15 protein-coding genes are annotated in these 13034 nt (G+C 62.1%); 6 read left to right on the top strand and 9 right to left on the bottom strand.

The window, feature by feature from the left end:
- Window positions 1-5: 5 nt before the first annotated feature.
- The 9 genes from JYU29_RS13485 to infC form a co-directional block, all read right to left on the bottom strand.
- Window positions 6-404, bottom strand: a complete 399-nt coding sequence (locus tag JYU29_RS13485; protein WP_213985328.1) for a (R)-mandelonitrile lyase — start codon at window positions 402-404, stop codon at window positions 6-8.
- 77 nt (window positions 405-481) lie between these two features.
- The gene (gene pheT / locus JYU29_RS13480) at window positions 482-2896 is read right to left on the bottom strand and encodes a phenylalanine--tRNA ligase subunit beta (protein WP_213985327.1); all 2415 of its coding nucleotides are present in this window, start codon (window positions 2894-2896) and stop codon (window positions 482-484) included.
- 9 nt (window positions 2897-2905) lie between these two features.
- Window positions 2906-3310, bottom strand: a complete 405-nt coding sequence (locus tag JYU29_RS13475) for a GFA family protein (protein WP_213985326.1) — start codon at window positions 3308-3310, stop codon at window positions 2906-2908.
- Entirely contained in the window at window positions 3307-3864 is a 558-nt protein-coding gene (locus JYU29_RS13470; RefSeq protein ID WP_213985325.1) for a hypothetical protein, read from the bottom strand. Before JYU29_RS13470 ends, JYU29_RS13475 begins: the two co-directional genes overlap by 4 nt.
- Before the next feature lie 9 nt (window positions 3865-3873).
- Window positions 3874-4962, bottom strand: coding sequence for a phenylalanine--tRNA ligase subunit alpha (gene pheS / locus JYU29_RS13465; protein ID WP_213985324.1), 1089 nt, complete (start codon window positions 4960-4962; stop codon window positions 3874-3876).
- Between the two features lie 117 nt (window positions 4963-5079).
- A complete protein-coding gene (rplT, locus tag JYU29_RS13460; RefSeq protein ID WP_213985323.1) occupies window positions 5080-5481 on the bottom strand; it encodes a 50S ribosomal protein L20 in 402 nt (133 codons plus the stop codon).
- A 36-nt stretch (window positions 5482-5517) separates the two neighbouring features.
- Window positions 5518-5721, bottom strand: coding sequence for a 50S ribosomal protein L35 (rpmI, locus tag JYU29_RS13455; protein ID WP_055981974.1), 204 nt, complete (start codon window positions 5719-5721; stop codon window positions 5518-5520).
- Window positions 5722-5925: 204 nt separating this feature from the next.
- Window positions 5926-6546: a methyltransferase family protein gene (locus tag JYU29_RS13450; protein WP_213985322.1), complete on the bottom strand. Its 621-nt coding sequence runs from the start codon at window positions 6544-6546 to the stop codon at window positions 5926-5928.
- A gap of 48 nt (window positions 6547-6594) precedes the next feature.
- On the bottom strand, window positions 6595-7131 hold the full coding sequence (infC, locus tag JYU29_RS13445) for a translation initiation factor IF-3 (protein WP_213985584.1): 537 nt from the start codon (window positions 7129-7131) through the stop codon (window positions 6595-6597).
- A 251-nt stretch (window positions 7132-7382) separates the two neighbouring features.
- On the opposite strand from infC, the gene JYU29_RS13440 reads away from it, so the two are divergent.
- The 6 genes from JYU29_RS13440 (at window position 7383) to trpB (ending at window position 12688) form a co-directional block, all read left to right on the top strand.
- Window positions 7383-8183: an alpha/beta hydrolase gene (locus JYU29_RS13440; RefSeq protein ID WP_213985321.1), complete on the top strand. Its 801-nt coding sequence runs from the start codon at window positions 7383-7385 to the stop codon at window positions 8181-8183.
- A 2-nt stretch (window positions 8184-8185) separates the two neighbouring features.
- Window positions 8186-9337: a benzoate/H(+) symporter BenE family transporter gene (locus tag JYU29_RS13435; protein ID WP_213985320.1), complete on the top strand. Its 1152-nt coding sequence runs from the start codon at window positions 8186-8188 to the stop codon at window positions 9335-9337.
- A gap of 108 nt (window positions 9338-9445) precedes the next feature.
- Window positions 9446-9880 (top strand): DUF2852 domain-containing protein, encoded by a 435-nt coding sequence (locus JYU29_RS13430; RefSeq protein WP_213985319.1) that lies wholly within the window; start codon window positions 9446-9448, stop codon window positions 9878-9880.
- A gap of 104 nt (window positions 9881-9984) precedes the next feature.
- On the top strand, window positions 9985-10746 hold the full coding sequence (locus JYU29_RS13425; protein WP_213985318.1) for a M48 family metallopeptidase: 762 nt from the start codon (window positions 9985-9987) through the stop codon (window positions 10744-10746).
- A gap of 28 nt (window positions 10747-10774) precedes the next feature.
- Window positions 10775-11425 (top strand): phosphoribosylanthranilate isomerase, encoded by a 651-nt coding sequence (locus JYU29_RS13420; protein ID WP_250157479.1) that lies wholly within the window; start codon window positions 10775-10777, stop codon window positions 11423-11425.
- A gap of 42 nt (window positions 11426-11467) precedes the next feature.
- The gene (trpB, locus tag JYU29_RS13415) at window positions 11468-12688 is read left to right on the top strand and encodes a tryptophan synthase subunit beta (RefSeq protein ID WP_213985316.1); all 1221 of its coding nucleotides are present in this window, start codon (window positions 11468-11470) and stop codon (window positions 12686-12688) included.
- Window positions 12689-13034 lie beyond the last annotated feature (346 nt).

The following is a 13034-nucleotide window of genomic DNA, read 5'->3' as shown; positions in this document are numbered from 1 at the left end:
GGAGTTCAGGCCGGTGAAGCGAGATAGTCGTCGTCGGTGACCTTGTGCAGCCAGGACACCGACACGCCATCCTTCACTTCGGCGATCGCGATATGGGTCATGGCGCAATCGGGCGCTGCGCCGTGCCAATGCTTCTCATCGGGCGCAAAGAACACGATGTCACCGGGGCGGATTTCTTCCACCGGCCCGCCTTCACGCTGGGCGCGGCCGAGGCCGGACACCACAAGCAGCGTTTGGCCAAGCGGATGGGTGTGCCAGGCCGTGCGGGCGCCGGGCTCGAAACTCACGGTGGCGCCGTTTAAACCACCGCTGCCGGTGAAGGGCGCATCGAGGCGCACCGTTCCCGTGAAATAGTCCTCCGGCCCTTTTCGGGAGGGCACGGATCCGCTGCGCTTGATGTCCATCTTTCGATCCCTTCCCGGCTGCGGGCAAACGCGCCCTTCAGCCGGGAGATAGGATCAAACGCAGCGCAAACCAGTTTTTAGCCGCGCAGAACGCCGCCGGTCTGCTTGCTCACATTGGCAACGATCTTGGCGGCGAGCGCCTCGAAGTCTTCTTCCGTGAGCGTCTTGTCGGTGGGCTGGATCGCCACTTCGATCGCCACCGACTTCTTGTTTTCGCCCAATGCCGCGCCTTCGAAGATGTCGAACACGGACACTCCCGTGATCAGCTTCTTGTCGGCGCCCAGCGCTGCCTTGGTGAGCGAGCCGGCTTCCACCGAACGATCCACCACAAAGGCGAAATCGCGCTTCACGGCCTGGAAGGGCGAGAGTTCGAGCTTCGGCTTGGTGCGCGTCGCCTTCTGCTTGGGCTCGGGAATCGCGTCCACGAAGATCTCGAAACCGGCAAGCGGGCCGGATGCGTCGAGCAGGTCGAGCGTTTCGGGATGGAACTCGCCAAACGTGCCGAGCACGACCTTGGGGCCGAGCTTGATCGTGCCGGAGCGGCCAGGATGATACCAGGATGGACCGCCGGCCTCGACCTGCAGCTTGTCCACGGGCGCGCCACAGGCTTCGAGCGCGGCAAAGGCATCGGCCTTGGCGTCAAACACGCCGACCGTTTTTGCGGCACCCGACCAGTGACGGCCGGAGCCTTCGACGTTTGCGCTGCCGCGGCGAATGCCGGCTGCCACGCGGCGCTGTTGATCCGGCGCATTGCCTTCGTACGTGCCGGACACTTCGAACAAGGCGACATCACCGATGCCGCGATCGGCATTGCGCTGGGCTGCCGCAATCAGGCCGGGCAGAAGCGAGGGGCGCATGTCCGACATGTCGGCGGCGATCGGGTTGGCGAGCTTCAAGCCGGTTGAACCGCCGCCGAATGCCTTGGCCTGCGCTTCCGGGATGAACGACCAGGTGATCGCTTCCATCATGCCGCGCACGGCCAGCGCGCGACGCGCATTGCGGGTGCGGATCTGGAGCGTGGTGAGGATACGGCCGTTGACGGCGTCGAGGCTTGCCAGCGGCGTGGAAGCGATCTGGTCGACGCCCACCATACGCATGACTTCTTCCACCAGGTCGGCCTTGCCATCCACATCCGGACGCCAGGACGGCACGGAGACATCGACGATATAACCGGCGCCGTTGATCGTGAAACCGAGACGCTGGAGGATTTCGAGGCTCTGCTCGCCCGGCACATCGAGGCCGGTAAGGCGCTTCACTTCGGTCACGGGGAAGGTGATGACCTTCGGCGTGTAGCCGGCGTAGCCGACGACGCGGCTTTCGGTGGCTTGGCCGCCGCACAGATCGAGCACCATCTGCGTCGCCTGTTCGAGGCCGGGCACCATACCTTCCGGATCGACGCCGCGCTCGAAACGATAGCGCGCATCGGTGATGATCCCAAGCGAACGGCCGGTGCGGGCGATGTTCAGCGGCTCCCACAAAGCGGATTCGATCAACACGTCGGTGGTGTTTTCATCGCAGCCGGAATGCTCGCCGCCCATCACGCCGGCAATGGACTCCACGCCGTTTTCATCGGCGATGACGCAGATCTCGCCATTGAGCGTGTAGTCGCGGCCATCGAGCGCCAGCACGGTCTCGCCCTCCCGGGCGCGGCGTACGGAAAGGTTGCCCTTCACCTTGGCGGCATCGAAGACATGCAGCGGCCGGCCCTGGTCGAAAGTCATGTAATTGGTGATGTCGACCAGCGCGTTGATCGGGCGCAGGCCGATCGCCATCAAACGCTGCTGCATCCACTTGGGCGACGGACCGTTGGAAACGCCGCGCACCAGACGCAGCGCGAAGCCGGGGCAAAGCGAGGGCGTGTCGCCGAATTCGAGGCTGACATCGACCGGGCATTCACCCGATGCTTCGAAAGCGGGGGCGACCGGTGTCTTCAGCGTGCCGAGGCCGGATGCCGCGAGATCCCTGGCAATGCCATGCACGCCGGTAGCATCTGGATGGTTCGGCGTCAGGTTGATGTCGATAACGGGATCGTCGAGCTGCGCCCAGCTGGCGAAGGACTGGCCGACCGGCGCCTCCCCAGGCAGTTCGATGATGCCGTTATGCTCTTCCGACAGTTCCAGCTCGCGCTCCGAGCACATCATGCCGCGGCTTTCGACGCCGCGAATGTTGCCCACCGATAGCGTGACATCGAGGCCGGGCACATAGGTGCCGGGCACGCCCAGGACGCCGATCATGCCAGCGCGCGCATTGGGCGCGCCGCACACGACCTGCAGCGGCTGATCCCCACCGATATCGACCGACAGAACCTGCAGCTTGTCGGCATCGGGATGACGTTCGGCCGTCAGCACTTTGGCGATGGTGAAGGGGCGCAGGCCCGCCTTGTCATCGACGCTTTCGACTTCGAGGCCGATCGCGGTGAGGCGCTCGACGATCTGTTCGAGCGACGCGTCGGTTTCGAGATGATCCTTCAACCAGGACAAAGTGAGTTTCATGACCGCTCCTTAGGGTCTCGGTACGGCGTTCGCTTCCAGCCGAGGCAGATCGTCGTCGAGATGAAAGAATGACAAGGCATTGCCGGCATAGCTGTGCATGGTCGGCGGATAATCGTTGGGCGCGTCCATCGCGCCAAGCATGATGAAGACGCGATCAGGCAATCGCGCATCGGCATAAGCGATCGGTGCGCCGCAATCGGCACAGAAGGACCGCGTCACCGGCGCCTTGCCAAAGGTTGCCGGCGCCTTGCCGATGAACCGCGAATCCTGCGTGTTGAAGCCGACGAAAGCCGCAACCGGCGAACCCGTGGCACGCCGGCAGTCCGTGCAATGGCAATAACCGGAAAACACGGGATCGCTGTGGGCTTCGAAACGGATCGCGCCACAACGGCAGGACGCGGTGTGATGGCTCATCGCCGGATTTGGCTCCACTTGAAACCGATCTCACCCGAACCGGCACCAACCCAGGCGCGGGCTTTCGGCTCGGCATCCACGAGGAATTCGACGCCGTCGCCATCGCCGTCGGACACCTTGCGGAAGCCGATGATCTTGCCCTGGCGATGCGACGCAACCGTCTTGTTCTTGTGCAGCGCCAGATAGGCACCGCCATTGACGCTCAGATCCGGATCCGCGTCGCCGGTCGCAACGGCATGGCTCCAGAAGCGCCCGTCGCCGAGATCGACGATACCAAGCTCGCTTTCGCTCACGACATGATAGCCGCTGACAAACATGTTGGCGCGCGACGCCGTGCTGTCCGAAGCGAGCCGGCGGGTCGATCCGCCAGCCACGCGCGGCGTGCTGGAGCGGCTGGCGACAACCGGTTTGCGCTCGGCCAGATCGAGGTCGCACATTTCAACAAGATCGTCGGCACCCAGACGCAGGGCGTTTTCACGGATCGTCTCGACCTTTTTCTTGTCGAACGTCCTGAGAGCCTCCGGCGTGAAGGTGTGGGTAAGCGGTTTAGCCAATTTAATTCCTTAAGAGCTCAAGCCGCCAAACAAGGTCGGCATGTCGAGCGGGCGGAAGCCGTAATGCTGCAGCCAGCGAACATCTGCGTCGAAAAAGGCGCGCAGATCGGGCATGCCGTATTTCAGCATGGCGATGCGGTCGATACCCATACCCCAGGCGAAGCCCTGATATTCATCGGGATCAAGACCGCCGGCGCGCAGGACATTGGGATGAACCATGCCGCAGCCCAGGATCTCCATCCAGTCATTGCCTTCGCCGAAGCGCACTTCGCCCGGACGCGAGCGATCGCACTGGATGTCGACTTCCATCGACGGTTCGGTGAAGGGAAAGAAGCTCGGGCGAAAGCGCATCGTGACCGACGGCACCTCGAAGAAGGCCTTGCAGAACTCTTCCAGCACCCATTTCAGGTTGCCGATATTGGCGGATTTATCGACCACCAGACCTTCGACCTGATGAAACATCGGCGAATGGGTGGCGTCGCTGTCCTGGCGATAGGTCTTGCCGGGAATAACGATGCGGATGGGCGGCTTCTGCATCTCCATCGTGCGGATCTGCACGGGAGAGGTGTGGGTGCGCAGCAGCTTGCGCTCGCCCTTTTCATCCGGCTGGAAGAAGAAGGTGTCGTGCATTTCACGCGCCGGATGACCTTCGGGGAAGTTCAGCGCGGTGAAGTTATAGTAATCGCTTTCGACATCCGGGCCTTCGGCGATGGTGAAACCGAGATCGCCGAAGATCGCGGCGATCTCGTCGATGACCTGGCTGATCGGATGGATGCGGCCACGCTCTGCCGGGGATGACCGCACCGGCAATGTCACATCGAGCTTTTCGGAAGCAAGGCGGGCGGCAATGGCGACCTGGCGCAGTGAAGCCTTGCGGGCAGCCAGCGCTTCGGTGACGCGGGTCTTCAGGCCGTTGATCGCTGGTCCCTGGACCTGGCGTTCTTCGGCCGACATCTTGCCGAGCGTCTTGAGCAGCTCCGACACAGAGCCCTTCTTGCCGAGTGCTGCGACCCGCACATTTTCCAGCGCGGCTTCGTCGGATGCGGCTTCGATATCAGCGAGAACGCTGCTTTCGAGATTTTCCAGATCGTTGCTCATCTCAGGCTCATGCTGCGACGGTCACTGTCGCGTTTCGACATAAGAAAAACCCGCGCCAGCCCTGCCAGCGCGGGTTTCCCAAATCAGTTTTTAGACGTGCTTGGGAAGCGCTAGCAGTTAGGCTACTGCGCGCTCGTAGGCACCCGGCGTGGTGTCCTTGAGGTATTCCAGCGCCACCTTGGCCTTTTCAACCAAAGCAGCGAAGGCAACCGGCTCATGGATCGCCATGTCGGACAGGATCTTGCGATCGATTTCGATGCCAGACTTGTTCAAACCGTCGATGAAGCGGCCATAGGTCAGGCCATGCTCGCGAACGGCGGCGTTGATGCGCTGGACCCACAGAGCGCGGAAGTTGCGCTTGCGGTTCTTGCGATCGCGGTAAGCATATTGCAGCGACTTTTCGACTGCCTGCTTGGCGATGCGGATGGTGTTCTTGCGACGGCCGTAGAAGCCGCGGGCCTGCTTGAGGACCTTCTTGTGCTTGGCGTGGGACGTTACGCCGCGTTTGACACGTGCCATGTCATGATCTCCTTAAAACGCGATCCAGTGAACGACTTAAAGGCCGTTCGGGAGGAAATTCTTGATGACCTTCTTGCCGTCCGGTTCAGCAAGAACCATCGTGCCGCGGGCATCGCGAATGAACTTGTTGGAGCGCTTGATCATGCCGTGACGCTTGCCGGCAGCAGCTGCCAGCACCTTGCCGGTGGCCGTGATCTTGAACCGCTTTTTTGCAGCGGACTTGGTCTTCATCTTGGGCATTTTGCTTACAACTCCATTCTTATCGCGCCGAGCGGCGCTTTTTTGGGTTCGAGCCTGTGGTTGAAGACCGGTGGCTCGAACAGCATTGAGAGCCGCCACGGCATGCCCTGCCGGACGGCTCCTTTAACCGGGCGCTTCCTACCAGCAAGATCGCCCGAGCGCAAGCGCGCGGAGCGACCTCAGGCACTGGCTTCAAACCCTGCCTCAAAGCAGATGAACGAGAACCGGAATGAAGCCGCTTTCCTGCGCCCGTTCGATCATCTCGAAGAACGGGATCGAGGCAAAGAACACGAGCCCGTCGAGAAGCGTGTTGTTCAAGATCTTCGGCCGGAACGTCACGGTTGCCTGGTCGCGGTAGATCAGCGGATTGGGAAAGAAGCGCGGCACGCGGGTGAGATAATCGCTGTAGGGCGCGCCCAGAACGGTGGTCAGATAGCGCTCTTCGCGTCTTGCCACGACGTGAAAGGAGATCGCGCAGATGACGCCGCAGGCCAGCGCCACGAGCAGACTGCCGGTTTGTGCCCCGACGCCCAGGGCAGCGAGGCTGGAAAAGAAGTAAAGCGGATTGCGGGTGATCGAATAAGGCCCGGTTTGCACGACCGAGGTGGATTTGTGCCCATCGATGTAAAGGATCGACCACAAGCGCCCGGCGATGCCCAGAAGCATCAGGGCCAGGCCATAGGCCTCGATCTGCTCATGCCGGAGCTCCGGCTGAGCCGATGCGCTGAAAACCAGCAGAAGGCAGATCAGGGCGATCATCGCCCCTATGACCATGCGGCGCGCCGATTGATAGCGCGCCATGGCCTGAGCATTTTCACGTGACATGACAGGGCATCCGGAACAGGGTTGAACGCTGATCCGCCCCGATCATGGCTATCTCGGGGCGAGAACCATCATCATCTGACGGCCTTCGAGCTTCGGCTCGGCCTCGACCTTGGCAATCGTCTCGGTTTCCGCCTTGACGCGGTTCAAAAGCGCCATGCCCAGTTCAAGGTGGGCCATTTCGCGGCCACGGAAGCGCAGGGTCAGCTTGACCTTGTCGCCTTCCTCGAAGAAGCGATGAACAGCCCGCATCTTCACGTCATAATCATGCGTGTCGATGTTGGGACGCATCTTGATCTCCTTGATCTCGATGGTCTTCTGGTTCTTGCGCGCTTCGGCAGCCTTTTTCTGGCTGGCATATTTCAGCTTGCCGAGATCGAGGATCTTACAAACCGGCGGCTCGGCATTGGGGGAGATTTCCACGAGATCAAGCCCAGCCTGCTCGGCGATCTCAAGCGCTTCCTGAATAGAGACGTTGCCGCGATTGGCGCCCGTGTCATCAATCAGCTGGACCCGTGGAACCCGGATATCCCGGTTGGACCGTGGGCCGTCCTTGGTTGCCGGCGCGGCTTTGAATGGTCTGCGAATGGTCGTACTCTCCTGGTTATTGAACGAACGGTCGACGATCGGCTTGCCGGTGTTCGAGACACACGGCACAACACGATGAGGGGGAATGTCGTTCCCACGCTCGATGTGTCAATAGCACATTGGCAGGTGAAAATCACCTGTTGCGATCAGAAACCTGCTTTTCGGCCGTTCGTTGGACTACATCCGGCCTGAACAAGCGGGGATGCGAGGGGGCAGCGATGGGAGGGCCGGTGATGCAAGGAACTGAGCGGATGGACACCACGGGGGCACCGACAAACGCCACGAACGAGATCGCAGGCCGCCTCGATGTCGGTGATGTAAGCATCGCATATCGCCATGCCAAGGGGTCGGCGCCCGGCCTGATGTGGCTCGGCGGTTATCGGTCCGACATGACCGGCACGAAGGCCGAAGTGCTGGCCGCGCATGCCGCCCAAAACGGATTGCAGTTCACCCGCCACGATTATTCCGGCCACGGCCTGTCGGGCGGCGAGTTTGCCGACGGCACGATCTCGCTGTGGCTCGCCCAATCGCTCGCCGTGCTCGACCAGGTCACCGAAGGTCCGCAGATCCTTGTCGGGTCTTCCATGGGCGGGTGGATCACCTTGCGCATGGTGCAGGAACTGAACAGACGCGGCGATCGCGGCCGCATCGCCGGCCTGCTTCTGATCGCGCCGGCACCCGATTTCACCAGCGACCTGATGCAGCCGCTTCTTTCCAGGAAGCAAAAAGAGCAGATCGAAACGCTGGGCTATCTCGAAGAACCGTCGCAATATTCCGACCAGCCCAACATCTATACGCGGGCGCTGTTCGAAGACGGCGAGCAGAACCGGGTGCTGACCGGTTTGATCGACACGCATTGTCCCGTCACGATCATCCAGGGCATGGCCGATCCGGACGTGCCGCACAGCCATGCGCTGAAGCTCGTCGAGCATCTGCCGGCCGACAATGTCACGCTGTCGCTCGTTCCCGATGGCGATCACCGTCTTTCCCGGCCGCAGGATCTCGACCTGATCACCCGCAGCGTTTCCAGTCTGGTTGAACAGGTCCGCTGATCATGCGCTTGTCGATCCCGGTTTCGGCCTTTGTCGGCGCATTTGTCGGCTTTTCCAGCACGCTGGCGATTGTTCTGGCCGCCTTGAACGCCGTGGGCGCGACGCCGGACCAGACGGCCAGCGCGGTCACCGCGATCTGTTTGGCGCTGGTTGTGTCGTCCTTGATTCTGTCCTGGCGCACCCGCATGCCGATCGTGACCGCATGGTCGACGCCCGGTCTGGCCCTGGTCGCGGCGAGCCAGGGTTTCACGATGGGAGATGCCGTGGGCGCTTTTCTCATGACGGCGTTTTTGCTCGTTGGGACCGGTCTGCTGCGTCCTTTGATGCGGCTCGTAGCACGGATCCCGATGGCGGTGTCGTCAGGCATGCTGGCCGGCATCCTGTTTGTTTTCGTAGCCGATGTCGCTCGGGCGATCGGCACCGATCCGGTGCTTGTTTTGCCGATTGTGGCGCTGTTTTTCGTGGCACGCTTGTTCAGCCCGACGCTGTCGATCCTGATCGTGCTCGTGGCGGGCGCCGTGCTGGCGGTGGCGCTCGGGCGGATCATTGCGTTTCCGAGCCCCGAAGTGTCCACGCTGGTTTTCACCGCGCCGACCTTCTCCTTTGCGACGTTTCTCGGTCTTTCGATCCCGCTTTATCTCGTCACGATGGCCTCGCAGAACCTGTCGGGCCTGGCCGTTCTGAAAGCCGATGGCTACCAGCCGACGCCGGGACCCATCATTGCGACCACCGGCCTCGTTTCGCTCCTGTCAGCGCCGTTTGGTGCCGGGCCGAGCAACCTTTCGGCCATGGCGGCGGCTTTCTGCACCGGTCAGGACGCGCATCCCGATCCGGCGCAGCGCTGGAAAACAAGCTGGTTCTATGCCGCGACCTATCTTGGCTTCGCGGTGTTCGGCGCTTCGCTGGTGGCGCTTGTGGCCGTGCTGCCGCCGGTGTTCATCGTGGTGGTGGCGGGGCTAGGCCTGCTCGGCTCCTTCATCAACGCGATCTCGCTGTCGGTGACCAATCCCGTCGAGCGATTTCCTGCTGTGACCGCCTTCGTGGTGACAGCGTCCGGTCTGGTGCTTGGCGGCATCGGCTCGGCCTTCTGGGGCCTTCTGGCAGGGCTGCTGGTTCATGCGCTGGAAACATGGAAAAGATCGAGGAAAAACTGAGGCTTATCCGGTTTTCAACAATGCTGTCTTGAATCGCCTGATTTGGTCTCCCATCTCAAAATCAAGCAGCCGATGTCGGTTGTTTTCCAAACGAAGGAACGCAAGCAAATGAACACGACTGCACTGATCCGACCGGCCTGGACGCCGGCGACCATTGCGCTCATGGTAGTCGGCTTCGTGGTCTTTTGGCCTCTCGGCCTGGCCATGCTGGGCTATATTCTGTGGGGCGACCGGCTGGACGGCTTTAAGCGCATGATGAACGGCGAAGGCTGGTTCAAGAATTGCGCCGCCAAGCGGTCCCGCCATTTCGGCGGCGGCTTCAACTCCACCGGCAATGTGGCCTTCGACGATTGGCGCTCGGCCGAGCTCAACCGTCTCGAAGAAGAGCGCCGCAAGCTGGATGAAGCCCGCGACGAGTTCGACGCCTATGTCCGCGAACTGCGCCGCGCCAAGGACCAGGACGAGTTCGACCGGTTCATGAACAACCGCAACACCCGTCCGCAGACCACCGGTTCGACCGAAATCCGCGATCCGGGCGTTTGATCCACGCCTCGATCACCTGAGCCAAGGAAACGGCGCCTCGCAAGGGGCGCCGTTTTTTGCGTCTCAAGCTTCTTCAAGAGGCGCGAATCGCGTTAGCTCACCCCATGGGTCTCCTGTCCGCCTTTTCCCGTTCCCGCAAACCGGCCATCGCGCCGCCGGTGGAGCGTGCGCTTGATGTGGCCGGACGCACCCTGCCCCTCAAGATCGTGCAGAACCAGCGCTCCACGCGGTTGACCCTGCGCATCGATGTCGGCGGACGCGGTTTGCGCGTCACCACGCCGCCCGGCATTTCCCTGCGCGATGTCGACCGCTTCATCGCCAGGCATACCCAATGGCTCGAAACGCGGCTGGCGAAATATCCCGACAAGCCGATCGTGCGGGCCGGCGTGCGCATTCCCCTTCGCGGCGTACCGCACCTCATCGTGCATGAGCCAGGCAGACGCGGCGCGGTGTCGATCGGCGCCGTCGACGGCAGCCCGGTTCTTCATGTGCATGGCGACGAAGCGCATCTGCCGCGCCGGGTCAGCGATTTCCTCAAGCGCGAAGCCAAGCGCGACATTGAGGCGCTGGTCGCCAAACACACGGCAACCGTCGGGCGCAAGGCAAGATCTGTCCGCTTCAAGGACACGACCAGCCGCTGGGGCTCCTGCACCGCCGATGGCGGTTTGTCCTTTTCCTGGCGCATCATGATGGCCCCGCCGGTTGTGATCGATTACCTCGTCGCTCACGAGGTCGCGCATCTCAAGGAAATGAACCACGGTCCGCAGTTCTGGGCGCTATGCCGTGCGCTGTGCCCGGATACCGACCGCTGCAAGGCCTGGCTGAAGAAGAATGGCGGCGCCCTGCAGGCGATTGCGTTTGAATAAGCGCGGTCGCGCCGCTATCTCCTTCTCTATGGATATCAAGATCTGCGGGCTTTCCACGCCCGAAACCGTGAACGCCGCGCTGGACAATGGTGCAAGCCATATCGGCTTCATCTTCTTTCCCAAGAGCCCGCGCAATGTGTCGGCTGACACCGCTGCTCCTTTGCGGCAGCTGGCGCGCGGCCGGGCGCAAACCGTGGTTGTGACGGTGAATGCCGATGATCAAGCGCTGGACACCATCGTGTCCGCTGTTCAGCCGGATGTGCTGCAGCTGCATGGCGGGGAAACGCCCGAGCGGGTATCGGCGGTCAAAGCGCGATATGGCCTGCCCGTCATGAAAGCGCTGTCGATCTCCACGGCGGACGATCTCACCCATGCGCAAGACTATGCCGGCGTGGCCGATCGTCTTCTTTTCGATGCCAAGCCACCCAAGGGCGCGGACCTTCCGGGCGGCAACGGCATCACGTTCGATTGGTCGCTGCTCCATGGCCTTGACGCTTCGCTGCCTTACATGCTTTCCGGAGGGCTCAACGCGTCGAATGTCGGCGACGCCTTGGCGCGCGTTCACCCATCCGGACTGGATATTTCGTCGGGTGTCGAGCGTGCGCCGGGGATCAAGGACGCGGCGCTGATCGACGCTTTCTTTGCAGCCATTCGCAGCGCCAAACAGCGCGCGGCCTGACCTTATTCGTTGTTTTTGAACCCACGCATCCAGGAGCACGGCATGAACAAGCCGATCGAGCCGAATTCCTTCCGCACCGGACCGGACGAACAGGGCATGTTCGGCATCTTCGGCGGCCGCTTCGTCGCCGAAACGCTGATGCCGCTGATCCTGGATCTGCAGCAGCATTGGGAAGAAGCCAAGACCGACCCGGACTTCCAGGCCGAGCTCAAGTCGCTGTCGACCTATTATGCGGGCCGCCCGTCCAAGCTTTATTTCGCCGAAGGCCTGACGCGTCACCTCGGCGGCGCCAAGATCTATCTGAAGCGCGAAGACCTGAACCACACCGGTTCGCACAAGATCAACAACTGCCTCGGCCAGATCCTGCTCGCCAAGCGCATGGGCAAGACGCGCATCATCGCCGAAACCGGTGCCGGCCAGCACGGCGTGGCTTCGGCCACCGTGTCGGCGCGCTTCAACCTGCCATGCGTGGTCTACATGGGCGCAACCGACGTCGAGCGCCAGAAGCCGAACGTGTTTCGCATGAAGCTCCTAGGTGCCGAGGTCAACGCGGTGACGGCCGGCCACGGCACGCTGAAGGACGCGATGAACGAGGCCCTGCGCGACTGGGTCACGAATGTTCATGACACCTATTACCTGATCGGCACCGCCGCCGGCCCGCATCCTTATCCCGAAATGGTGCGCGACTTTCAGGCCGTGATCGGTACGGAAGCGCGCGAACAGATCCAGGAACAGGAAGGCCGGTTGCCCGATGCGATCATCGCAGCCGTTGGCGGCGGTTCGAACGCGATCGGCCTGTTCCATCCCTTCCTCGATGATCGCGACGTGCGCATCATCGGCGTGGAAGCCGGCGGACGCGGTCTCGAAGGCGTCGAGCATTGCGCCTCCATGAGTGCCGGCAAGCCCGGCGTTCTGCATGGCAACCGCACCTATCTCCTGCAGGACAAGGACGGCCAGATCATCGAAGGCCATTCGATCTCGGCCGGTCTCGATTATCCCGGCGTCGGCCCCGAGCACAGCTTCCTGCGCGACACCAAGCGCGTGGAATATGTGCCGATCCTCGATGACGAAGCGCTCGACGCCTTCCAGCTGACGACCCGCGTCGAAGGCATCATCCCGGCGCTCGAATCCGCCCATGCCATCGCCCATGCCGTGAAGCTCGCGCCCACCATGGACAAGGACCAGATCATCATCATCAACCTGTCGGGCCGCGGCGACAAGGACGTGCATACGGTCGCCAAGATGATGGGGATGGAGATGTAAGAAGGGCTGCCGTTGGCGCAGGTTTCAGGCCTGTGCTAACCTGCCTTGCCCGGGTTGAAGGAGTGCGAAATGGGTGAAGTCCCGCTTTCATTGCACATCAAGGCCGACACCAATCGCCGCCTCGAAGAAGAAGCGCAGCGGCAGAATACGTCCGCTGCGCACATCGCCGAGCAGGCGCTCACCTGGTATCTCGAAAGCCGTGAGCATCAGCGCCAGCTCCTAAGCGAGCATGCGGCAGAAGCAAACGCAGTCCTCTCCTAGATGGTCTCGAACTGATAACGGTACAGAAATATTGCGCGTCTTCGATGGTCGCGCTAACCCCGTGAGGCTTGAGGCTGAAGGAGCC

It is taken from the genome of Tianweitania aestuarii (assembly GCF_018457165.1).
GTDB lineage: Bacteria > Pseudomonadota > Alphaproteobacteria > Rhizobiales > Rhizobiaceae > Tianweitania > Tianweitania aestuarii.
This window is presented reverse-complemented; position numbering and strand designations above follow the sequence as displayed.

Excerpts from the sequence above, each read along its gene's own strand:
- JYU29_RS13485 (WP_213985328.1), bottom strand. The coding sequence starts at position 404 with ATGGACATCAAGCGCAGCGGATCCGTGCCCTCCCGAAAAGGGCCGGAG.
- pheT (WP_213985327.1), bottom strand. The coding sequence starts at position 2,896 with ATGAAACTCACTTTGTCCTGGTTGAAGGATCATCTCGAAACCGACGCG.
- JYU29_RS13475 (WP_213985326.1), bottom strand. The coding sequence starts at position 3,310 with ATGAGCCATCACACCGCGTCCTGCCGTTGTGGCGCGATCCGTTTCGAA.
- pheS (WP_213985324.1), bottom strand. The coding sequence starts at position 4,962 with ATGAGCAACGATCTGGAAAATCTCGAAAGCAGCGTTCTCGCTGATATC.
- rplT (WP_213985323.1), bottom strand. The coding sequence starts at position 5,481 with ATGGCACGTGTCAAACGCGGCGTAACGTCCCACGCCAAGCACAAGAAG.
- rpmI (WP_055981974.1), bottom strand. The coding sequence starts at position 5,721 with ATGCCCAAGATGAAGACCAAGTCCGCTGCAAAAAAGCGGTTCAAGATC.
- JYU29_RS13450 (WP_213985322.1), bottom strand. The coding sequence starts at position 6,546 with ATGTCACGTGAAAATGCTCAGGCCATGGCGCGCTATCAATCGGCGCGC.
- JYU29_RS13440 (WP_213985321.1), top strand. The coding sequence starts at position 7,383 with ATGGACACCACGGGGGCACCGACAAACGCCACGAACGAGATCGCAGGC.
- JYU29_RS13435 (WP_213985320.1), top strand. The coding sequence starts at position 8,186 with ATGCGCTTGTCGATCCCGGTTTCGGCCTTTGTCGGCGCATTTGTCGGC.
- JYU29_RS13430 (WP_213985319.1), top strand. The coding sequence starts at position 9,446 with ATGAACACGACTGCACTGATCCGACCGGCCTGGACGCCGGCGACCATT.
- JYU29_RS13425 (WP_213985318.1), top strand. The coding sequence starts at position 9,985 with ATGGGTCTCCTGTCCGCCTTTTCCCGTTCCCGCAAACCGGCCATCGCG.
- JYU29_RS13420 (WP_250157479.1), top strand. The coding sequence starts at position 10,775 with ATGGATATCAAGATCTGCGGGCTTTCCACGCCCGAAACCGTGAACGCC.
- trpB (WP_213985316.1), top strand. The coding sequence starts at position 11,468 with ATGAACAAGCCGATCGAGCCGAATTCCTTCCGCACCGGACCGGACGAA.